A 22,396-nucleotide genomic window follows, 5' to 3' on the forward strand; every position below is an offset into this window, starting at 1 on the left:
GGGCGCCGTGGCCGCCACCCTGACGGACCGTGTTCGCGAGGTCATCCGCGGCTCGGGCATGACCCAGCGCGATTTCGCCGACCGACTCGGCATGGAGCCGACCAAGCTCTCCAAGTCCCTCAACGGCGCGCGTCGCTTCACCCACGAGGAGATCGCGGGGATCGCCGAGGCGGGCGGCGCCACCGTGGACTGGCTGCTGCGCGGTACGAACAGAAGCGCCCCGCCGCTAGTCGCGACCAGCGGCCTGAAGGGTGACGACGGCCGTCGGGGCGAGATCCTGGAGGCCGCCTGGCGCCTCATCGCCCGCAACGGCTACCACGTCGTCCGCGTGGCCGACATCGCGAAGGCGTGCGGAACGAGCACCGCCGCCGTCCACTACTGGTTCCCGACGAAGGAGGACCTGCTCAACGCCGCGCTGCGGTACTCGGTGGAGCAGGCGTTCGCCCGCCAGAGCAGCCGTCTGCGCGAGGTGGACGACGCCCACGAGCGGTTGCTTCTCCTGATCGAGCTCCAGCTGCCGAAGCCCGGTCAGCTGCTCGAGGAATGGTCGGTCTGGCTGCAGTTCTGGGCCGAGGCGGCGCTGCGCCCGGACGTGCGGCCGTTCCACAACGACTTCTATGCCCGGTGGCGTGACACGGTCACGCGCATCGTCCGGCGGGGCCAGCGGCAGGGAGTGTTCCGCAACGTCGACACCGACGCCGTCGCCCTGCGCTTCACCGCGCTCACCGACGGGCTGACGATCCAGCTGCTCACCGGCACCGGCATCACCATCGACACGGTCCGAACCGCGCTACGCGACTTCGTCACCTGCGAGCTGCTCGTCGACGACGCATAGCGCACGGCCGCCGGTAGCCGTCCCGCACGACACGGGACGGCTACCGGCCGACGCTCAGGAGGTGTGCCGCTCCCCCAGGCGCAGGAACTCCAGGTGCCGCTCGTACTGGTCCAGGACGTCGTCGATCAGCTGCGCGTGCGTGTAGCCCATGACGTCGTAGCCCTGGCCGCCCTCGCGCATGTGCACCTCCAGGCGGGAGTACGTGGTGTCCCCGGGTCGCCCGTCGGTCGCGTACACCGGGACCGGCGCCTCCTCCTGCCGGATGCGGTAGTGGAAGGGATGGTCCCCGCGGAGATCCGCCACGAGCTCGGTGTAGGTCTCACCGTGGTCGTCGGTCGTCTTCCGCGCGTCCGCCTCGACGCCGCGGGTGTGGAGCTCCGTCGCCACCTCCTGGAGCGCGGGCAGGGCGACCTCGTCGAGGTACTGCTCTGCCGACGCCTTGTCGGGCACCGCCATCGCCCGGTTGAGGCGTGTGCGCCAGTTCAGGGCCCGGTGCTGGTCGCCGCTACCCGCGGTGCGGCTCGACAGCCGGCCCGGCAGGCTCTGCCGGTGGCTCTCCGCGCGGTGGGCCTCCACGCGGAGCGCCTTGTACAGGCCGACCATCACCAGCACCATCACGAACCCGAACGGCAGTCCCATGATGATGGTGGCGTTCTGGAGCGCGGGTACGCCGCCCACGATGAGCATCGCGGCCGTGAGCAGGCCGGTGGCGACGCCCCAGAAGATGCGCACCCCGCTGCCGCCGTCGTCCTGCGGCGTCCGCAGGTGCGAGGACAGGTTCGCCATGACCAGCGCACCGGAGTCGGCCGACGTCACGTAGAACAGCAGCCCCACGAAGGTCGCGATCGAGGCGACGAGCGGGAACGCCGGATACTCCATCAGCAGCGTGTAGAAGCCCTGCTCGGGGGTGTTCATCGCGAGCTCGCCGAACGCCGCGTCGCCGCTGCGCACCCGCTCGATCGCGCTGTTGCCGAAGATCGAGATCCACATGAGGATGTAGGAGAACGGGATGATCATCGTGCCGGCGACGAACTGCCGGATCGTGCGCCCGCGCGAGATGCGGGCGAGGAAGAGCCCGACGAAGGACGCCCAGGCGATCCACCACGCCCAGAAGAACAGCGTCCAGCCGTTGAGCCACTCCACGGGGCGGTCGAAGGCGAACGTCTGCAACGTCATGTCGGCGAAGCCGCTGACGTAGTCGCCGATGTTGAGCACCAGCCCGTTGAGCAGGAACACGGTGTTCCCGGCGACGAGGACGAACGCGGCCAGCCCGATGGCCAGCAGGACGTTGAGCTGCGAGAGCCGCTTGATGCCCCGGTCGATTCCGCTCACCGCGGACAGCGTCGCGATCACCACCGCCAGCGCGATCAGCCCGATCTGCGAGCCCCTCCCCGCGGGGATCCCGAACAGCACCTCGAGACCGAAGCTCAGCTGGACGACGCCGATGCCCAGCGAGGTGGCGACACCGAAGATCGTGCCGAGCACCGCGGCGAGGTCGACCGCATGCCCCAGCCCACCGTGCACGCGCTTGCCGACGATCGGGTAGAGCGCCGACCGGATCGCCAGCGGCAGGTTCATGCGGTAGGAGAAGTACGCGAGCGTCATCCCCATCAGCGCGTACATGCCCCAGCCGCTGACGCCGTAGTGGAACAGCGTCCACACCGTCGCTTCCCGCGCGGCCTCCACCGTCTCCCCCGGACCGACGGGCGGGGCGAGGTACTGCGTCACCGGTTCCGCGACCGCGAAGAACATCAGGTCCGTGCCGATGCCCGCGGCGAAGAGCATGGAGGCCCACGCGAACGTGCTGTACTCCGGCCTCGAGTGATCGGGCCCGAGCTTGATGTTGCCGTACCGGGAGAACGCGAGCAGCACGACGAAGACGAGCACCACCGTCGCGAAGAGGATGTAGAACCAGCCGAACCACTCCGACGTCCAGCCGACCAGCGTGCCGATCGCGTCCGCGGCCGCGGTCGGGGCTGCGATCGCCCAGACGGCGACGACCACGACGCCGACCGCCGAGCCGTAGAAGACGGGCCGCTTGATCCGGGCACGTGGTTCGGTGCCGGTGCCGGTCGCGGGGGCCGCAGGCTCGCTCACGATGTCCCTCCAGTGGTGATCGTGTTCCGCGGGTCGCCCGGCGGGTAGGGCGGCATGCCCTCGCCGTGGCGGTAGAAGGGAACGTCGAGGGCGGGGAGCGGCTCGTTGCCCGCGATCAGGTCGGCGGCCTTCTCGGCGATCATCATCACGGGCGCGTAGATGTTGCCGTTGGTGACGTAGGGCATCACGGACGCGTCGACGACGCGCAGGCCCTCCACGCCGTGCACCCGCATCGTGGCGGGATCGACGACGCTCATGTCGTCGGTGCCCATCTTCGCGGTGCACGACGGGTGCAGTGCGGTCTCCGCGTCGCGGGCCACCCAGTCCAGGATCTCCTCGTCCGTCTCCACCAACGGCCCCGGCGAGATCTCACCGGCGCTGAACGGCGCGAAGGCGGGCTGTTCGAGGATCGTGCGCGCGGCGCGGATCATCTCGATCCACTCCCGGCGGTCGTTCTCGGTGGACAGGTAGTTGAACCGGAGCGCGGGGTGCTCGAACGGGTCGGCCGACTTGATCTTCAGGGTGCCGCGCACGTCGGAGTACATCGGTCCGATGTGGACCTGGTAGCCGTGCTCGCTCGCCGGCCGCGACCCGTCGTACCGGATCGCGATCGGCAGGAAGTGGAACATCAGGTTCGGATAGGCGACCGAGTCGTTGCTGCGGATGAACCCACCCGCCTCGAAGTGGTTGGAGGCCCCGACGCCGCGGCGGAGGAAGAGCCACTCGGCGCCGATACGGGGCTTGTGCCGGTGCTTGAGCCACGGGGCGATCGACACCGGCTGCTTGCTGGCGTGCTGGATGTAGACCTCGAGGTGGTCCTGCAGGTTCTCCCCCACCCCGGGCAGGTCGACGACGCTCGTGATCCCGAGCGCCTGGAGCTCCTGCGCGTTCCCGATCCCGGCCAGCTGGAGCAGCTGCGGGGAGTTGATCGCGCCGCCGCACAGGATCACCTCACCGGCGGCGACGCTGCGCGCGAACCGGCCACCGCGCAGGTAGTCGACCCCGACGGCCCGGTTGCCGCGCATCCGTAGGCCCGTCACCTGGGAGAGCGTGTGCACGGTGAGGTTCGGTCGCTTGATCACCGGGTGCAGGTACGCACGGGCCGCACTCAGCCGCCGGCCGCGGTGGACGTTGCGGTCGAACGGCGCGAACCCCTCCTGGCGGTAGCCGTTCACGTCGTCGGTCAGCCGGTGCCCGGCCTGCTGCACGGCCTCGAAGAACGCGCCGAACAACGGGTTGGTCGCGGGCCCGCGCTCCAGGACGAGCGGACCGGAACCCCCGCGCCAGGCGTCGGCGCCCGCCAGGCAGGTCTCCATGCGCTTGAAGTAGGGCAGGCAGTGGGCGTAGTCCCACTGCTCCATCCCCTTGTCGCCGGCCCAGCGCTCGTAGTCGAGGGGATTGCCGCGCTGGAAGATCATCCCGTTGATGCTGCTGGACCCGCCGAGCACCTTGCCGCGGGCGTGGTAGACGCGGCGACCGTTCATGAACGGTTCCGGCTCGGACTCGTACTTCCAGTCGTAGAGCCGGTTGCCGATGGGATAGGGCAACGCGGCCGGCATGTGGATGAACGGGTCGATCCGGAAGTCGCTGCGCCCCGCCTCGAGGACGAGGACGGTCGTGGACGGGTCGGCGCTCAGGCGGTTGGCCAGGGCGCACCCGGCGGACCCGCCGCCGACGATGACGAAGTCGTAGCCCTTCATGCGCCCTCCCCGGCCGGCTCGCCGAACCAGTACTGCGCGGCCGGCTTCGTGTTGTGCCAGATGTGCTTGGTCTCGCGGTACTCGTTGAGCCCGGCCAGGCCGAGCTCCCGGCCGATCCCCGACTGCTTGTAGCCGCCCCACTCCGCCTGCGGCACGTAGGGGTGGTAGTCGTTGATCCAGATCGTGCCGTGCCGCAGTCGGCGTGCCACGCGCTCGGCACGGCCGGCGTTCTCCGTCCACACCGCGCCCGCGAGCCCGTAGATGGTGTGGTTGGCGATCTCCACGGCGCGGTCCTCGAACTCGTCGGGCGACGACCCGCCGAACGTCTCCACGGTGAGTACCGGACCGAACGACTCCTCCTGCACCACGCTCATGTCCGCCGTGCAGTCGTCGAGGATCGTCGGCAGGTAGAAGAAGCCCTTGTCCAGCTCCGGGTCGTCGGGGCGACGGCCACCGACGCGCAGGGTCGCGCCTTCGGCGAGCCCGGCCGCGACGTAGGACTCCACCTTCTCGCGGTGCTCGGCGCTGATCAGCGGCCCGGTCTCGGCGCCGGAGTCGAAGGGCCCGCCGACACGGATCTTCTCCGCGCGCCGGACCAGCTCGTCGACGAAATCGTCGTGGATCGACTCCTCGACGATGAGTCGGGCGCCGCCCGAGCACACCTGGCCGGAGTCGAGGAAGACCGCGGTCAGCGCGTAGTCGAGTGCGACGTCGAGGTCCGCGTCGGCGAACACGATGTTGGGGTTCTTGCCGCCGAGCTCGAGGGCCACCTTCTTCACGGTGGCCGACGCGGCGGCCATGATCTTCCGACCGGTCTCCAGGCCCCCGGTGAACGAGACCAGGTCGACCTCGGGTGCCTCGGTGAGCGGGGCACCGACCCGCGCACCGGAGCCGAGGACGAGGTTCGCGACGCCGGCGGGCACGCCGGCCTCGGTGAGCGCGTTCATCAGCCAGATCGACGTGGACGGGGTGAGCTCGCTGGGCTTGAGGACGAAGGTGTTCCCCGCCGCCAGCGCCGGAGCGACCTTCCAGGAGGTCTGCAGCAGCGGATAGTTCCACGGGGTGATCAGCGCGCAGACGCCCACGGGCTCGTGGACGATCCGGCTCGAGACGTTCGGCATGCCCGGGTCCACGACGCGCCCGGAGTCGGCGTTGGCCAGGCCCGCGTAGTGCCGGAACACGCCGACGATGTCGTCGACGTCGATCTCGGACTCGACGAGCCGCTTGCCGGTGTCGAGGGACTCGCGGCGGGCGACCTCGGACTTCTCCGCCTCGAGGAGATCGGCGACCCGGTGCAGGATCTGCGCGCGCTCCAGCGCGCTGGTGTCCCGCCACGGTCCGTGGTCGAACGCGCGGCGGGCGGCGCGCACCGCCGCCAGCGCGTCCTCGGCCGTCCCTTCCGAGACGGCGGCGACGACGCTGCCGTCCGCGGGGCACCGGATCTCGCGGCTCCCGCCGTCGCCCGCGTCCCGCCAGGTTCCATCGATGAAGAGCTCGGGCATCGCTGCCTTTCGTTCGTGCAGGCACAGTGTTGCGTGTAGCGCACATGCCTGCGTGCAGTGCAACACAATCGCGTGGCGCCTCCGCCGCGTCAAGGGGCCGAAGGCGTGCGACGAGTGTGGCGGAAGACGGGAGAACCCGCCGCTCGACGCGGGGGGCGTGGGACATCCACTTCGGCCCGGGGAAGCATCCGGCGCCTCGCCTATCCTCCGTGCAGGTCGTCCTGGGGGGGAGAGATCATCATGGGTGGGGTCCGGGAGGATCCTCCGGCCGATCTCGTCGCCGGCCGGTACCGGCCACGGCAGCTGGTGGGCGCCGGCGGCATGGGGACGGTCTGGCGAGCCACGGACGAGCTCCTCGGCCGGGAGGTGGCGATCAAACGGGTGCGACTGGGCGACCTGCCGCCCGCCCAGGTGGCAGCAGCCCGCGAGCGCACGATGCGCGAGGCGCGGATCGCCGCCGCGCTGCACCACCCGCACGTCGTGTCGATCTTCGATGTCGTGGTCGAGGACGACGAACCGTGGTTGATCCTGGAGTTCGTCGACTCCCGCAGCCTCGGTGGCGTGCTCGACGAACGCGGCCCGTTGCCACCCGCCGAGGTCGCGGCCATCGGGGCCCAGGTGGCCGGGGCGTTGGCCGCCGCGCACGAGGCCGGGATCGTGCACCGTGACGTCAAGCCCGACAACGTCCTCATCGACCGGTCGAGAACCCGCCGACCGGGCGAGCGGGTGCCCCTGGTGAAGCTCACCGACTTCGGCATCGCACACATCGCCGACGCCCCGACGATCACCGCGTCGCACCTGCTGACCGGCACCCCCGCCTACTTCGCGCCCGAGACGGCGCGCGGTCAGGGCACGGATCCGCGCAGCGACGTGTACGCGCTGGGCGCCACCCTGTACACCGCGATGGAGGGCCACCCGCCGTTCGGCAGCGGCGACGACAACGTCCTGGGCCTGCTCAGCCGGATCGCCCGCGGCGACGTGCCGCCGCCACGTCGCGCCGGACCGCTGACCGACCTGTTGCGCCGGCTCATGGCCGACGACCCGGACGCCCGCCCGACCGCGGCGCAGGCCCACCTCGAGCTCGACCGCCTGTCCGACACCCGCACATCCGCCGCGGCCACCGTCGTCGGGCCCGCCGCGCCCACGGCGCCCGTCGACACCCTGGTCACTGCGCCGGTTCCCCGACGCCGGCGGATGGCCGTGGCCGTGGTCGGCGTCCTCACCATGGCCGCCGCCGCCGTGGCGGTCACGATCGCCGCGTTCACGCCGGACCCGCCCGGTTCCGCCCGGCCCGCGTCCGGCGCGGCCGCCACCGGCGCACCGGCGGCCAACGGTGGGACCGTCGCCATCGCCGACCCGGAGATCGCCGACCCGTGCTCACTCATGGACCCGGATGCGCTGGCGGAGTACGGCTCGACCGCGCTCGACCGGCACAACGCGACCTTCGCCGGCTGCCGGATCGACATCGTCCGCCCGGGCGGCAGCAGGGTGAGCGTGGCCGCCATGTTCGAGAACGCGCAGGAGGTCGTGCTGGCGACCGACGGCACCGAGGGGCAGATGCGGGGTTTCACCGTCCTCCGGTTCCCGCACGGCGGAAGCCTCTGTCAACGGCGGGTGCTGCTGGCCGATGGCAACGGCGTGCTGCTCACGGCCACCGCCCATGACCCCGCCGCGGACACGGGCGCCCTCTGCGCCATCGCCGAGAGCGGCATGGTCACCGTGGTCGACCGACTGACCGAAGGAGGGCTGGGTGTCCGCGCCCGGCTCGACGCCGCCAGTCCGCTGGCCGGCATCGAGGCGTGCACCCTGCTCGCCGCGCCGGACCTGGCGGGAATCCCCGGCCTGTCGCCCGGGCGGCCGCGCTTCGCGGGCTGGGGATGCATCTGGAGCACGAACACGGCGCCCCGTCTCGACATCCACCTGTGGTACATGCGGCGCCCTCCCCTCGTTCCGGACGACGGCGTCGCAGCGGACTTCGCCGGCCGCCCCGGAACCGTCAGAGCCGGGGCGGGGCACTGCCTGGTCCAGTTCGTCCAGCGGAGGTACGCCGCCGGCGGCACGGACCGCGTCGAGACCGTCGCGTTGACGCACTACGGCAGCGGATCGCCGGACGACCTGTGCCGGACCGCGACGGCTCTCGCCACCGCGGCCGCGACCAAGCTCCCCCTCCCGACCTGACAGGCGTCGGCGGACTCATCGGTCAGGAGGTTCAACCACGGAACGCTTCTTCCGGTCCTATCTCGCCCGGCGTGCCCCCGGCCGGACAGGTCCCTGATCGGATCGTCGCCGATACTGCTGCGAATCCCCCTCGATACGCGGCTGAGACATCGCGTTTGACGGCTCGGGCGGCGCGGTTCGGGTAGCGAGCGATCGCGTCCGCCAGCCGCTGGGCCTCGATCACGACGTCGTCGTCGGGGACGGATCGCATCGCGATGCCCGCTGTCACCAGCTGCGCCGCGTCCATCGGCTCGCATCCCAGCGTCAGCCGGAGGGCGAGCGCCATGGGGTACTTCGTGGCCATCCATGCCAGGTTGACTGGTGGCGTCATCCCCATCGCGGCCTCCTTCACCTGCAGGATCGCCGTCTCGCCCGCGACGAGCAGGTCGCAGGCCAGCGCGAGCGCCGCGCCGGCGTTGATCGCGGCGCGCTCGAGGGCCGCGACCGTCGGCGTCGTCATCGCGTGGATCCGGAGGTGCAGGTCCGCCCAGGCGGCGCCGACGGCGGGCAGGTCGGGCTCGGCGAGGTCGAGTCCGGAGCAGAAGCATCCCCCCGCACCCCGGACGACGATCGCTGCGACGCCCGGATCGTGCTCGAGCTCCGCGAACGCGGTCTGCAACCTCCCGATCGTCTCCCGGATGATCGCGTTGCGCCGCCGGGGTCGGTTGAGGATCACGTCCGCGCGAGGTCCGTGGCGTTCGACGAGGACTGTTGCGGCGCTCATCGCGGCAGCCCCAGCACGCGCTCGGCGATGATCGTGCGCTGGATCTGGTTCGAGCCGCGGGCGATCCGCCGTCCCGGGCTCTCCAGCAGAACCCGCTGCAGCGGGGTCAGCCGGTAGCCGTCCTCGGCGGGCCGGGTGATCCCGTCGACCCCGAGCAGCTCCGCCGCCAGCAGGCCCATCTCCAGGTGCAGTTCCGACCAATTGATCTTGTCGATGGCCTGGAGGACCTGGGCGCTGCGCCCGGCGGCCATCTCGTCCGCGACGCGGCGGCCGGTGAACCGCATGAGCTGCACCTGCGCGTACACGTCGACCATGCGCTCGGTCGCGGACGCGTCGAGCCGGTCGAGCTGCGCGAGCCGCCGGACCAGGTCCGTGAGCTCGCGCTCGTAGCCGAGGTACTGCGAGGTGATGTGCCCGGCGCGCTCGGCGCCGAGCGTCGTCATCGCGACCTTCCAGCCGTTGTTCAGCCCGCCGATGACGTCGTCGAGGGACGCGACCGCGTCGTCGAACAGCAGATGGTTGAAGCCGTGGTCGCCGGTCATCATCCGGATCGGTTCGACCCGGACACCACCCGCCGCCATGTCGAGGACGACGTAGGAGATGCCGCGGTGCCGCGGCGCGTCCGGGTCGGTGCGGCACAGCAGGAACACCCGGTTGGCGTTGTGCGCGCCGGACTGCCAGATCTTCTCCCCGGTGATCCGCACCCGGTCGCCGTCCACGACACCGCGGGTGCGCAGCCGAGCCAGGTCCGACCCGGCCTCCGGCTCGGAGAAGCCCTGGCAGTACACGTCGTCGCCGGCGAGGATCCGGGGCAGCAGGCGCTCCTGCTGCTCCTCGGTCCCGTGCTGCAGGATCGCCGGGGCGAGCAACGTCTCGCCCATGCCGAGCGCCGGTCGCGGCACCCCCGCCCTCGCGAACTCCTCGTTGACGGCCATGCACGCGAAGGCGTCGAGCCCGCGCCCGCCGAACCGGGTCGGCCACGACAGGCAGAGCCAGCGCCCCGCGCGCAGGCGCTCGATCCAGGACCTCAGCTCGGGTCCGGTCTCGTAGTCCATGGGCTCGTGGGCGCCCGTCGCCGGCGGGGCGTGCGCCGCGTGCTCGCGCAACCGGTCCCGCACCTCGGCGCGCAGCTCTGCGAGGTCCTGTAGATCAGCCATGGCCGGCCGCCAACTGCCGCACCCGCTCACTGATGATCATCTTGTGGTACCCGCTCTCCCCGAAGAGCGCGCGGTTGGTCACCGCCCGCTTGTAGTGGAGGTTCACCTCGTGCTCCCAGGCGAAGCCCATGGCGCCGTGCAGCTGGATGCACTCGACGGCGACCCGCGGATACATCCGGTCGGCCACCAGCTTCGCGATGCTCGCCGCCTCGACGAACTCCTCGTGGCTGCCGGCGTCGGCGTGGGCGAGCGCCCCGTACGCCGCCGAGCGCACCGGTTCCAGCTCCCGCACCAGGTCGGCGCACAGGTGCTTCACCGCCTGCAGTGATCCCACCACGACGCCGAACTGCTCCCGGCCCGTGACGTGCTCGACCGCGAGCTCGAGGCACCGGGACGCCCCGCCGGCCGCTTCCAGCGCGAGGGCGACCCCGCCGAACGCGTACGCGTCCTCGATCGGGCGGCGCGCGCACCCGTCCGTGAGGAGCCGCGCCGGGGTCCGGTCGAGGTCGACGGTGGCGAGCGGGCGGGTCAGGTCGAGGGTCGGGACCACCGTCACCTCCGCGTCCGCGGTCGCGACCGCGAGGACGTGCGGCTCCCCGTCGATCTCGGCCGCCACGAGGACGACGTCCGCCTCGGCGACGCCGACCGCCGGCGTGGTCCGGCCCGAGACCGACCATCCGGCGCCGCGGCCGGCCACCACCGGGCCCGGCCGGTCCGGTGGCCCGAGCGCGGCCGCGACCGTCGTCCGCCCGGCGACGACGGAGTCCAGGATCTGCCCTGCCGCGTCGGCGTCGCACCTCGTCAGCAGCCGCGTGGCGACGCACTCGGCCACATACGGCACGGGGTACAGGGTGCGACCCAGCTCCTCGACGGCGATCCCGGGCCCGGACCAGCCGAAGCCCTGGCCACCCCGGTCCTCCGGCACCGGGAGGGCGCGCAGGCCGAGCATCCGGTCGATCGCGGTCCAGGTGCCCTGCGGATCACCGCCGCGGCCCTCGATCAGGTCCCGGGTGTGCGCGGCCGAGGCCGTCCGGGCGAACAGGCCGCGCAGCGAGTCGCGGAACATCTCCTGTTCCTCGGCGGCGAGCGTGGCGGCGGCCGTGCTCACAGCGACACCCGTGGCGCGCCGCCCGCCAGCGTCTCGACCTGCTCGAGTGTCGGCCTGCCCTCGACCACGCCTGTCGACTCGGCGACCGCCCACCCGTAGATGCCCCGCGCCATCGTGCTGCGTTCGCGCGCGACGAGGTCGGAAAACACCCGCGCCCGGACCGCGTGCACGCCGCCGTCGGCGGGGGCGGCCTGCACGGCGAGCTGGGAGAGGTGCGCCGCCAGCCGCAGGTCGCCCTCCTCCGCCAGCGCGGCCGCCCGCTCGGCCAGCCGGCCCGGGCCGCCGCACAGCGCGGCGATCTCCGTGGCGAGCGCCCCCTGCGGGGCGGGCTTCAGGTTCGCCGGGTTGCCGTCGTACCAGCCGCCGTACATGCGCCACACGTTGCGCACGACGAACTGGGGCTCGTCGTAGACGGGCTGCAGGTAGGGCTTCGCGGCGAGCTCGTCGGGCACCCTCACCTCGTGGACGGCATCGAGGACGGTGCCGCCGCCGTTCATGATCGCGAGTGTCTGGTCGACGATCGTCTCGAGGTACGCGGCGGTGCAGGTGAGTGCCTCCCGGACCCGGTCGGCCCCCCGGATCGGCACGCCGTGGCTGCCGAGCATCAGCTCGGCGTCCAGCTCCGCCATCCGGCGCAGCGCCGCCGCCCACTCCACGGGGTAGCGCTGCACCTTCTGCGGGTTGCCCGCGTTCGGCGAGACCCAGATGAACAGGTCGCCGGGGAACAGGATCCGGGACTCGGACAGGAAGCCGACGGTGTGGTCGTCGGTCTCGCCGAGCTCGTGCCGCAGGTGCAACCGCATCCCGCCGGTCTCCAGCAGGTGGGTGTCGGTGTAGGTCACGTCGGGGCGGCGGTAGGACTCGGGCCAGGCGATCGCCCCGTTGCGGAACTGCCGCTGGTTGATCAGCCTGTTGTAGCCCCGGGTGCGCTCGTACCGGTCGAACCGGGGCAGCACGCGCTCGTGGGCGATCACCAGCGGCCGTGGCCTGCCGGCGCGGTCGGCCTCGGCGTCGAACGGGCCGACCCCGCCCACGTGGTCCAGGTGCCCGTGGGAGTAGATCGCGTGGCTCACCGGCGAGGTGTCCCAGGATCGGATCGCCCGGAACAGCGCCTCGGCCCCGCTGCGCGACCCGGTGTCGAACAGCACGAGCGACTCGTGCGCCGCGATCGCGAACGCGTGCCCGAAGCCGGGGATCATCGCGACGCCGCCCGCGACCTCCTCCAGGTGGCCGGGCCCGTAGCGGCGGATCTCGTTCAGCGGCGCCTTCCCGGTCCAGACGTCGTCGGCCAGGTCCAGCAGGGATCGGGTCATCGGGACTTCCTCGTCGTCGTGGGGTGCAGCGGCTCGGCGGGTGGGGCCGGTTCCTCGGGCGGCGCCGGGGCACGGCGGGCCCTGCGGCGCAGGTGCGCGCGCACCACGAGGGCGACGACGACCGCGCCGACCAGCGCGTCCACCACCGGCCTGCCGAGCACGTAGTAGGGGTCCGCCGCGGAGAACGTCAGGGTCTGGCGCAGGGACGACTCGAGCGTGGGCGTCAGCACGACCGCCAGCACGAGCGGGGCCGGGTTGAGGTCCGCCCGCTTCAGGGCGAGCCCGACCAGCCCGGCCGCGAACATGACGCCGACGTCGAACAGGCTGTTGTTCTCGGCGTAGACGCCCACGGTGCACAGGCCGAGCACGACCGACATGAGGATGCCGGGCGGCACCGAGAGCAGGCGGGTGAACAGGCCGACCATCGGGAGGTTGAGCAGCAGCAGCATGACGTTGGCGACGTACATCGCGGCGATGACGGTCCAGAACACGTCCGGCTCGTCGGCGATGAACGTCGGCCCGGGCACGATGCCGTTCAGCAGGAGGGCCGACAGGATGAGCGCCATCGTCGGCGCGAACGGGATCCCGAGGGCCATGAGCGGGACGAACGCGGCGCCTGCCGCGGCGTTGTTGGCCGACTCCGGGCCGGCCACCCCCTCCACCGCGCCGTGCCCGAACTCCTCCTTGCGCCTGGAGAGCTTGCGCTCGGTCATGTACGACGCGAACGTCGAGGTCACCGCGGCCGGCCCCGGGACGAGCCCGAGGAAGAACCCGATGCCCGCACCGCGCAGGGCGGCCGGCAGGGCGCGGCGCGCCTCGGCCCGGGTCGGGACGAGCTCACGCAGCCGGGGTGCGCTGACCTTCTCGACGCGGCGTGGGCGCGTGAGCTGGTCGAGGACCTCCGCCACGCCGAACAGGCCCATCGCGAGGGCGATGAAGCTGATCCCGCCGCTCAGCTCGGGCAGCCCGAAGGTGAAGCGCGACGTGGCCGTGAGCGGGTCGATCCCGACCAGCGCGATCGCCATGCCCAGCGCGACCATCAGCACGGACCGGGCGAGCTGCCCGGGGTTGAGCGCGACCAGCAGGCCGAGCCCGGCGACGGTGAGCGCCAGGTACTCCGGCGGGCCGAGCTGCACCGCGGCCGCGCCGAGCGTGGGGGCCAGCAGCATCAGCCCGACGATGCTGATCGTTCCCGCGACGAACGACCCGACCGCGGCGATGCTGAGGGCCGCCCCGGCCCGGCCCTTCCTGGTCATCGCGTGCCCGTCGAGCACGGTCATGACCGACGCGGACTCCCCCGGCAGCTTCAGCAGGATGGCCGTGGTCGAGCCGCCGTAGGCCGCGCCGTAGTAGATCCCGGCGAACAGGATCAGCGACCCGACCACGCCGATCTGGGTGGAGATGCCCAGCAGGATCGACATCGCCCCGATCGGGCCGAGGCCCGGCAGCACCCCGACGAGGCTGCCCAGCACCACACCGGTCACGGCCAGCAGGAGGTACTCGACGGTCAGGAACTGGCCGAAGCCGGCGAGCAGGTCAGCGAGCATCGCGGCCCCTCCTCACGGCAGGTATCCGTGCGGGAGCGGGATCCCGAGCCAGTACTCGAAGACCAGGAAGGCGGCGAAGTAGAACGCCACCCCGGTGCACACCGCGCCCGGGATCCGGATCCGCATGAGGTACGCGGCGGCGCCGACCAGGACGGCGGTGGCCGGGAGCAGCCCGACGACGTTCGTCTGCCACAGCACGATGGCCAGCAGCCCGACGACGGCGGCGAGCGTCGGCACGGGCCGCAGCCGCGGTGCGGCGACGGCCGCCGGTTCGTCCGCCGGGGCCACGGGGACCGGTCGGGCCCGGCGGTACGCGCCGACCGCCACGACGGCGCCCGACCCGGCGAGGAGGCAGCCGGCGAGGAACGGGACGAACCCGGCGTCCGGCGCGGTGATCGAGCCCAGCCCGTAGCCGAGGCTGTGGACGGCGTAGGCCGCACCGGCCCCCGCCACCGCGGCCGGCGTCGCCGCACCGGCCATCCGCCCCCGCTCGGTCGCCGCGACCCCGGTGGTCACAGCCCGCCCGCTTCCTCGACGACCTTCCGCACCTCGGCCGAGCGCCGCTCGTAGTAGGTCATGAGCTCCAGCGCGCCCGCCGGGTCGATGCCCAGGCCCGACGCCTCGGCGACCTTCGCCAGCTCGGGCGACTCGAGCGCCTGCTCCACCGCGGTCGTCAGCTTCTGCACGACGTCGTCCGGGATGCCCTCGGGACCGAACATCGCGTAGATCCCGCCCGACGCGACGTCGTACCCGGCTTCGGAGAGGGTGGGCACGTCCGGGAAGAACGGCGAACGCTCCGCCCCCGTCGCGGCGAGCACCCGCACGCTTCCGGCCTGCACCTGGGGAAACACGGCGGCGGTCTGCGTGAGCGCCGCGTCGACGTTGTCGCCGAGCAGGGCCGTCGTCGCCGCGGCGTCCCCCTCGAAGTCGATCCGGTTGAACTGCACCCCCGCGGCCCGCTCGAGCAGCGTCGCCGTGAGCGCGTACGACAGCGGCCCCTCCCCCAGGCCGACGGTCCCCGGGGCGCTCCGGGCCGCCTCCACGAGGTCGTCGGCCGTCCGGAACGGCGAGCTCGCCGGGACGGCGACGAGGATGGCCCCCTCGGTGATCTGCATGATCGGCGTCAGCGCGAGCGGGTCGTAGGGCACGTCCTCGACGGCCGGGCTGAGCGTGATCGGGCCCTCCGGCGCGAACCCGATGGTGTAGCCGTCGGGCCGGGCGGACAGGATCTCGCTGACCCCGACGACGCCACCGCCTCCCCCGCGGTTGACGACGCGGAGCTCCTCGGCCAGCACGTCGGTGGCGTTGACGCTGTCGACCAGCGCGCGGGCCAGCGCGTCGGAACCGCCGCCCGCCGGGTAGGGGACGATGACGTCGACGGGCCGGGTCGGGTAGTCCTCCGCGGACCCGCCGGGGGCGGCGCACGAGGCGAGCACGGTGGACAGGGCCAGCGCGGCGAGGCCCGCGCCGTACCTCCGGCGAACGGTCGGTGAGCAACGCATGAGGGCGTCCTTCCTCGGGTGGCGTGCCGCGTCAGCGGGCGGGGGTGGGCTGCGGGTGGTCGCGGAGGATGTGGTTGTCGGCCCCGGCGTCCCGCGGGCGCTCGATCGCGGGGCGGAGGCCGTCCCAGCGGGCGGGCGGCCCGACGAACCAGTCCGGCTGTCCCTCGCCGGTCGCGGGCGGCGCGGCGACGAAGATGCCGTGCGGCTGCGCCTGCCGGTCGGCGAGCACCTCGGGATAGGTCTTGATCGAGCCGGCCACGAGGCCCGCGCCGACCAGCATGTCCACGCACTCCGCCTTGGTCCGGCCCGACAGCGTCCCGCTCAGGACCTCGTGCATCGCGGCCCGGTTCGCCACCCGCGCCGGGGAGGTCGCGAACCGCGGGTCGGCCACGAGGTCCGGGCGGCCGATCAGCTCGCAGAGCACCTTCCAGTGGGCCGGCGTGTACGCCGAGATCACCACGTAGCCGTCGGCGACGGCGATGACGTCGGCCGCCGGGGCGGCGCCGGGCTGGCCGTTGCCCTTGCGGCGGGGCGGCACGCCGGTGAGGGCGTACTCCATCCAGTTCGGGGCCTGGAGCGAGATGGCGACGTCGAGCAGGCTCACCCGGATCTCGGCGCCCTCGCCGGTGCGCCCCCGCCCGACGAGGGCGGCGGTGACGGCCTGGGCGATCACGGCGGCGGAGGCCGCGTCGACGACCGGGAACCCCACGCGCTGCGGCTCGTCCCCCGCCGGGCCGGTGACCCACATGATCCCGGACTCCGCCTGGGCGGCGATGTCGAGACCGGGGCGGCGCACCGTGCCGTCGGAGTCTCCGAAGCCGGTGAGCTCCACGCAGATCAGCTCCGGGCGGGCCGCCCGCAGCTCGCGCGCCCCGAGGCCGTACGCCTGCATCGCACCCGGCCGCAGGTTGCTCAGCACGACGTCCGCGTCCAGGACGAGCGCCTCGGCGGCCGCGCGCCCGGCCGCGGTCTTGAGGTCGATCGTGACCATCCGCTTGCCGCGGTTGTAGGCCTGGAACATCGCCAAGCCGTAGCCGGGCAGGGCCCGGCTGGGTTCGCCGGACGGGGGCTCCAACTTGATCACCGTGGCGCCCTGGTCGGCGAGGATCTGGGCGGCGCCGGGAACGGCGATGTACTGCCCGAACTCGATCACCCTCACGCCGGCCAGTGGCCCGGCTGTCTGCGCTGACACCGATGGACGACCTCTCCGTCGCAATGGCCCGTCGTGGGACGCCGCAAGTCCAGCCCACGCGACATCTCCGGTCAAACAGCTGTCAACGGTCCTTGCCATAGGGGTCGCCTATAGGTCGAGCCCGCGGCTACTCCAACGAGCCGGAGTCCCGGCACAGCTCGAGGAACGCCGCCGCTGCGGGCGAGAGGTGGGAGTCGCGGCAGACCACGACGACGTCCCGGGTCAGCGGCGGGTCGAGCCGCGCGACGATTGCGCCGCGCATCGCGGCGCGGCGGGCCTGTACGGTGTCCGTGAGGACGGCACCCGCCCCGGCCATCGCGAGCGAGATGAACGAGTCGCGGTGCTCGGTGCGTATGACGATGGCGTCGTCGATCTCCGGGCACGTCGCCCGGAGCTGCCGGTAGAGGTCCGAGCTCTCCCAGTACGGGGCGACGATGATGCCGAGCTCGACGAGCCGGGACCGCGGGATCCGCTCGGCCATCCCCGTCGTGCCCGGCGGGCACACCGCCCAGATCTCGCCCGTGTACATGGGGGTGATCCGGATGCCGTCGACGGCGCCACCCGGGTGTTCGGTGACGCCGATCTCGTTCTCCCCCTCGACGATCGACGCCGTGATCTCGGAGACGAACTGCGCGGCCGGCGCCGTGAGCCGCACGCGCACCCCGGGGTGCCGGCGACGGAACACGCCGATCAGCGTCGACAGCGGCTCCTGGGCGAGCGAGGGGGTGGAGATGGTGTCGAGCGTTCCCGTCGACAGCCCGGCAACCTCCGAGGCCGCGGCGACCACCAGATCGAACGCCCGCAGGGCGCGGTGGGCCGGACCGACGACGGCGCGGCCCTCCGGGGTGAGCCGCGACCCGAGCCGCGACCGCTCGAACAGGGTCACCCCCAGGTAGTGCTCGAGCTGGCGGATCCCCTGCGCGATCCCGGACGCGGCCACGAAGAGCCGCTCCCCGGCGGCTTTGAACCCCCCGCACTCGCTGACCGCGATGAAGTACTCCAGGTGCCGGCGTTCGATCCGCGGATCGCCGAGACCTCTGGCGTGGGCGGGCGGGTCAACCATCGTGATCACCCGTCGATGCCTCGGCGCAGGCCCGGCGGGCCAGTTCGAGGAAGGCCGTTCCGGCAGGCGAGAGCCACCCGTCCCGGTAGGCGAGGACGAGGCGGCGCGTCAGCAGCGGCCGCGTCCGCACCGCACGCACCCCGAGCGCAGTGGCCTCGACGGCCTGCGACTCGGGCACGAACGACGCGCCGGCCCCCGCGAGCGCGAGCGGGATGAGCGAGCCCTGATGGTCGGTCTCGACCGCGACCGCGTCGCGGACCCGCTCCTCGCCGACGTGCGCCTCGAGGATGCCGCGCGTGAGCCCGCCACGCGGCGTCACGACCAGCCCGGCGGCGAGGATCTCCTCGATCGTCGGGTCGTCGCCCACCGGGCTGTCCTCGGGCAGGATCGCGTTGAGCACCTGCTCCAGAAAGGGCTCCGCGACCAGGCCGCGAGGCTCCGCACCCTCCACCGTCAGAGCGATCTCGGCCTGACCGTCCAGGACCTGTTCGACGGACCCTGCACCCCGGCGTGGCCGCCGGACGGTGATGAAGATCCCGGGGTGGGCCAGCCGGTAGGCGCCGAGGAGTCGGGCGAGCGGATCCTGCGCGAGGGTGGGCGGGCTGACGAGCTGCAGCTTCCCCGACGTCATGCCCCGCAGCGCGTCGAGTGCTGCGGTGGCCGCACCGAAGCTCCGGATCACCTGGGTGGCCGGCCCGAGCAGGGCCTCCCCGGCGCTGGTCAGCTCCACACCGCTCGGTGTGCGCCGGAAAAGCTGCATGCCGACCGACTGCTCCAGCCCGGCGATCGCCTGGGACAGCGACGGCTGCGCGACCTTGGTCAGCCGGGCAGCCCGCGAGAGGCTGCCGTGCTCCGCGACGGCCAGGAAGTATTCGAGCTGACGGCGGTTCGTGGCGCGCTCCCGGACGTGATGTGGGCCGCGGTCATCGTTCCACAGCGGCCGCTCGGCGCTGCGCCACCTCCTGCGACACCCACGGTCACGGGTTGCCTGCCCGCACCGCATCGGTCCGTGGGATGGTGAACTGATCTTCACCCGTCAGCGTGAACTTCGGAAGCGGACACGCCCGGCTCACCACTGCCGCCGGCCCGGGCAGCCGGGCATCGCCCCTGCTCACGGGGCCACGGCGGTCGACGAACGGCGACCTCCCGTTCGAGATGCTACACGCGCAGGGTGCTGCGCCGCGTATCTGTAGAACACCGTACTCGTTCCTCGGCTGAGCACACCGGACGGCTCGCTCCCCGTTGCCGCTTCGGTCAGTTCCCGATGAAGAGGACTCCGATGGCCCAGCACCGCGTCGCCCCCGCACCGAGAGCCGGCTTGCTCGGCAAGGACACCAGCCGACGGCGCTTCCTCGGCTACCTCATCGCCGCCCCCACGCTCGTCGTCGCGGCCGAGGTCACCCGCCAGTCCGTGTTCGGCGGCTCGTCGGCCTCGGCCGCGGCGATCCCGTCCGCGCCGCAGACCCCCGAGGTCTACGACCTGCTCGACGCGCTGCGCGACGCGGCGCGGCCCACCGCGAACCTGATCCGGATCGAGGTGAACCGCGACGGCACGGTGTCGTTCGCGCTGCCCCGCTCCGACAACGGCCAGGGCATCATCACCTCCACCCAGATGATCATCTCCGAGGAGATGGACCTCGAGGTCGAGCAGGTGCGTGTCACCCTCGCCGACGCCCGGCCGGAACTGGTGTTCAACCAGCTCACCGGCGGGTCGAGCACGACGTTCACCACCTACACGCCGATCCGGGTCGCGGCCGCGCTCGCGAAGGGCCGGCTGCTCGCCGCCGCCGCCCAGATCCTCGACCAGGACGTCCGCACGCTCACCAGCCGCGGCGGCGTGATCAGCGGGGCCGGCGGCACCGCGCTCCCGTTCTCGGAGCTGACGGAGCGGGCCGCCAGCGCCACGCACGAGCAGGTGGAGGTCGTCCTCAAGCCCCAGGAGGAATTCCGGGTCATCGGGAAGCCCCAGAACAAGACGGACGCGCGCGCGATCGTCACGGGCCGGAAGAACTTCGCCACCGACCTGAAGATCCCCGGGGCGCTCCCGACCGTCATCTGCCGGGCACCCGACCTCAACGGCACGCCGAAGCGGGTCGCGAACCTCTCCGAGGTCCGGAACATGCCGGGTGTCACCGACGTGGAGGTCGTCTCCACCGGTGTCGCGGTCCGCGCGGTCACGTTCGGGCAGGCGATCGACGGGGTCAACGCGCTGCGCGTCGACTGGAACCCCGGCACGGTCGCGGGCGAGGACGACGAGTCGGTCCTGGAGAAGCTCAGGGCCGCCGAGCTGCCGCTGGCCGTCCCCGCGGGGGTCGGTGACACCGTCGAGGGCGCGTTCACCTTCTACTTCGCCTCCAACAGCTCCCTGGAGACCAACTCGGCGATCGCCGACGTCCGGCGCGACCGCGCGGAGATCTGGGGGGCGATGAAGAACCCCATCGCCGCGCAGGCGGAGATCGCGCGGAAGGTCGGCCTTCCGCAGAACGCCGTCACGGTGCACGTCACCGAGGGCGGCGGGTCGTTCGGGCGCAAGCTGTTCTTCGACGCCGCGCTCGAGGCCGCCGAGGTGTCGAAGGTGATGGGCAAGCCGGTCAAGCTGATGTGGACCCGGGCCGACGACTCCCGGCAGGGCCGGGTGCACCCGATGTCCACCGCGCGCGTGCGGGCCCAGATCGGCGGCGACGCGGTGCTGAGCTACGAGCAGCGGCACACCAGCGTCGCGACCGAGATCAACCCGGGCCTCGGCGAGCCGATCAGCGCGGCGGCCGTGAAGGTGCCGCTGGGGAACCTCACGCTCTCGGAGAGTGTGTTCGAGCTGACCCAGGTCACGCCCTACCACTTCGGGGTGTCGACCCGGCTGCTCAACGAGGTCGACATGCGGTTCAACACCGCGAGCATGCGCAACATCTACTCGCCCAACGTGGCGACGGCGCGCGAGCTGATGGTCGACCGCATCGCCGAGCGGATGGGCAAGGACCCCTACGAGTTCCGCCGCGAGTTCCTCAAGACCGACCGGCTGCGTGCGGTCCTGGACGCGGTCGCCGGGGAGGGTGACTGGGGCCGCTCGATGGCGCGGGGCACCGCCCAGGGCCTCGGCATCCACACCGAGTACAAGGGCGTGTGCGCGGCACTGGTGGAGATCGACTGCCGGCCGGAGACGGTGAACCGGAGGATCCGCGAGGCGGTGACGGGCCCGCGGGTGACGAAGGCGACCCTCGCCGTCGACGTCGGGCTGGTGATCAACCCCCGGGGCCTGGAAGCGCAGATGATGGGCGGCATCAACGATGCGATCGCGCTGATCCTCAGCTCGAGCCTGCACCTGACCGACGGCCACTTCGTCGAGGCCAGCTGGGACAACTACTTCTACACGCGGCAGTGGAACACCCCGCCGGAGATGAACATCATCATCGTGGACTCGGGGGCGGACGAGCCCGGCGGCGCGGGCGAGTTCGGCGTCGCCGCACCGTGCGGTGCGATCGCCAACGCCTACGTGCGCGCGACCGGGAAGGTGCCGGAGTACTTCCCGATCAACCACAAGGACCCGTTCCCGTTCGAGCCCAAGCCGACCGTGCCGCCGATCCCCCCGTCGCCGACCGACGGCCTGAAGTACACCTATTGAGGAGCACGCCATGCCCACCCACACCTTCACGCTCAACGGCGAGCGCGTCTCGGTGGACACCGAGGACGACGTGCGCCTGCTCTGGGTCATCCGGGACCTGCTGGGGGTCACCGGCCCCAAGTACGGCTGCGGGATCAACGTCTGCAAGGCCTGCACGTCCCACATCAACGGCAAGGCCTTCAACCCCTGCTCCGTGCCGGTCTCCGACGCCTCCGAGTCCGACGAGATCACCACCATCGAGGGGCTGGCCGACGGCGACGAGCTGCACCCGATGCAGCAGGCCTGGATCGACCGCGACGTGCCGCAGTGCGGCTACTGCCAGCCCGGCCAGATCATGGCCGCGGTCGCGAAGGTCCGCCAGTGCATGGCCGAGGGCCGTGACGTCGACGACGACGCCATCGAGGAGATCCGCAACATCTGCCGTTGCGGCACCTACAACCGCATCCGCGAGGCCATCAAGGCCGGCGCGGAGAACATGTGAGGAGATCCCGATGAGGAAGCGCCTTCTCGGCACGATGCTGCTCGGCGGGGCCGTCCTGCCGTTCGCCGCGGCGGGCACCGCCTCGGCCGCCGAAGCCCCCGAGCACTCGACGAGCGACCTGGAGCAGGCCGTGAGCGCCGGCGCCGCGACCGTCGCGAACGCCCAGGCCTCGTTCCTCGACGCCGTCGACGGGGAGGAACCGACCGGCGCGGAAGGGCTCGAGAGCGAGTTCCCGGAGTTCGACTACCGCTACATCGAGGGGCCTGCGGGCGGCCTGCTCAACGGGCCGTTCAGCTGACGGAGACCGGTCGTGAGTGCGCAGCGTCGTTGCAGGGACGT

Annotated in this window: 18 protein-coding genes; 5 read left to right on the forward strand and 13 right to left on the reverse strand. The window is 72.3% G+C overall.

The genetic code is table 11. The annotated features are described in order from the left end of the window. Positions 1-7 precede the first annotated feature (7 nt). The gene (locus KME75_RS00360; protein ID WP_308282467.1) at positions 8-835 is read left to right on the forward strand and encodes a TetR/AcrR family transcriptional regulator; all 828 of its coding nucleotides are present in this window, start codon (positions 8-10) and stop codon (positions 833-835) included. Positions 836-889: 54 nt separating this feature from the next. On the opposite strand, the gene betT is transcribed toward KME75_RS00360, so the two are convergent. Genes betT through KME75_RS00375 form a run of 3 tightly spaced genes read right to left on the reverse strand, consistent with a single transcriptional unit; the run spans position 890 to position 6,134 of the window. Then, a complete protein-coding gene (betT, locus tag KME75_RS00365; protein WP_308282468.1) occupies positions 890-2,932 on the reverse strand; it encodes a choline BCCT transporter BetT in 2,043 nt (680 codons plus the stop codon). Further along, complete coding sequence (gene betA, locus KME75_RS00370) at positions 2,929-4,632, reverse strand: choline dehydrogenase (RefSeq protein ID WP_219412445.1); 1,704 nt, start codon at positions 4,630-4,632, stop codon at positions 2,929-2,931. Before betA ends, betT begins: the two co-directional genes overlap by 4 nt. Then, positions 4,629-6,134, reverse strand: coding sequence for an aldehyde dehydrogenase family protein (locus KME75_RS00375; RefSeq protein ID WP_219412447.1), 1,506 nt, complete (start codon positions 6,132-6,134; stop codon positions 4,629-4,631). Before KME75_RS00375 ends, betA begins: the two co-directional genes overlap by 4 nt. A 240-nt stretch (positions 6,135-6,374) precedes the next feature. Here KME75_RS00375 and KME75_RS00380 point away from each other — a divergent pair, with 240 nt between their 5' ends. Further along, a complete protein-coding gene (locus KME75_RS00380; RefSeq protein WP_219412449.1) occupies positions 6,375-8,312 on the forward strand; it encodes a serine/threonine-protein kinase in 1,938 nt (645 codons plus the stop codon). Between the two features lie 31 nt (positions 8,313-8,343). Here KME75_RS00380 and KME75_RS00385 read toward each other — a convergent pair whose 3' ends face one another. From KME75_RS00385 to KME75_RS00430, 10 genes are all read right to left on the reverse strand, one after another. Then, positions 8,344-9,075: an enoyl-CoA hydratase/isomerase family protein gene (locus KME75_RS00385; RefSeq protein ID WP_219412451.1), complete on the reverse strand. Its 732-nt coding sequence runs from the start codon at positions 9,073-9,075 to the stop codon at positions 8,344-8,346. Then, positions 9,072-10,232 (reverse strand): acyl-CoA dehydrogenase family protein, encoded by a 1,161-nt coding sequence (locus KME75_RS00390; protein ID WP_219412453.1) that lies wholly within the window; start codon positions 10,230-10,232, stop codon positions 9,072-9,074. The genes KME75_RS00385 and KME75_RS00390 overlap by 4 nt, the downstream gene beginning before the upstream one ends. After that, complete coding sequence (locus KME75_RS00395; protein ID WP_219412455.1) at positions 10,225-11,340, reverse strand: acyl-CoA dehydrogenase family protein; 1,116 nt, start codon at positions 11,338-11,340, stop codon at positions 10,225-10,227. Before KME75_RS00395 ends, KME75_RS00390 begins: the two co-directional genes overlap by 8 nt. Then, positions 11,337-12,653: an alkyl sulfatase dimerization domain-containing protein gene (locus tag KME75_RS00400; RefSeq protein WP_219412456.1), complete on the reverse strand. Its 1,317-nt coding sequence runs from the start codon at positions 12,651-12,653 to the stop codon at positions 11,337-11,339. Before KME75_RS00400 ends, KME75_RS00395 begins: the two co-directional genes overlap by 4 nt. Beyond that, positions 12,650-14,200, reverse strand: coding sequence for a tripartite tricarboxylate transporter permease (locus KME75_RS00405; RefSeq protein ID WP_219412458.1), 1,551 nt, complete (start codon positions 14,198-14,200; stop codon positions 12,650-12,652). The genes KME75_RS00400 and KME75_RS00405 overlap by 4 nt, the downstream gene beginning before the upstream one ends. 12 nt (positions 14,201-14,212) lie before the next feature. Continuing rightward, positions 14,213-14,716, reverse strand: coding sequence for a tripartite tricarboxylate transporter TctB family protein (locus KME75_RS00410; RefSeq protein WP_219412459.1), 504 nt, complete (start codon positions 14,714-14,716; stop codon positions 14,213-14,215). Next, a complete protein-coding gene (locus KME75_RS00415) occupies positions 14,713-15,702 on the reverse strand; it encodes a Bug family tripartite tricarboxylate transporter substrate binding protein (protein ID WP_219412460.1) in 990 nt (329 codons plus the stop codon). Before KME75_RS00415 ends, KME75_RS00410 begins: the two co-directional genes overlap by 4 nt. A gap of 31 nt (positions 15,703-15,733) precedes the next feature. After that, entirely contained in the window at positions 15,734-16,894 is a 1,161-nt protein-coding gene (locus tag KME75_RS00420; protein WP_219412461.1) for a CaiB/BaiF CoA transferase family protein, read from the reverse strand. Between the two features lie 127 nt (positions 16,895-17,021). Beyond that, the gene (locus KME75_RS00425) at positions 17,022-17,957 is read right to left on the reverse strand and encodes a LysR family transcriptional regulator (RefSeq protein ID WP_219412462.1); all 936 of its coding nucleotides are present in this window, start codon (positions 17,955-17,957) and stop codon (positions 17,022-17,024) included. Further along, positions 17,950-18,960, reverse strand: a complete 1,011-nt coding sequence (locus KME75_RS00430) for a LysR family transcriptional regulator (RefSeq protein ID WP_219412463.1) — start codon at positions 18,958-18,960, stop codon at positions 17,950-17,952. Before KME75_RS00430 ends, KME75_RS00425 begins: the two co-directional genes overlap by 8 nt. Before the next feature lie 276 nt (positions 18,961-19,236). Here KME75_RS00430 and KME75_RS00435 point away from each other — a divergent pair, with 276 nt between their 5' ends. Genes KME75_RS00435 through KME75_RS00445 form a run of 3 tightly spaced genes read left to right on the forward strand, consistent with a single transcriptional unit; the run spans position 19,237 to position 22,355 of the window. After that, a complete protein-coding gene (locus KME75_RS00435; protein WP_219412464.1) occupies positions 19,237-21,576 on the forward strand; it encodes a molybdopterin cofactor-binding domain-containing protein in 2,340 nt (779 codons plus the stop codon). A gap of 10 nt (positions 21,577-21,586) precedes the next feature. After that, positions 21,587-22,057, forward strand: coding sequence for a (2Fe-2S)-binding protein (locus tag KME75_RS00440; RefSeq protein ID WP_219412465.1), 471 nt, complete (start codon positions 21,587-21,589; stop codon positions 22,055-22,057). A gap of 10 nt (positions 22,058-22,067) precedes the next feature. Further along, positions 22,068-22,355, forward strand: a complete 288-nt coding sequence (locus KME75_RS00445) for a hypothetical protein (RefSeq protein ID WP_219412466.1) — start codon at positions 22,068-22,070, stop codon at positions 22,353-22,355. Positions 22,356-22,396: the final 41 nt, after the last annotated feature.

This window comes from Pseudonocardia nigra (assembly GCF_019396355.1).
Taxonomy (GTDB): Bacteria; Actinomycetota; Actinomycetes; order Mycobacteriales; family Pseudonocardiaceae; genus Pseudonocardia; species Pseudonocardia nigra.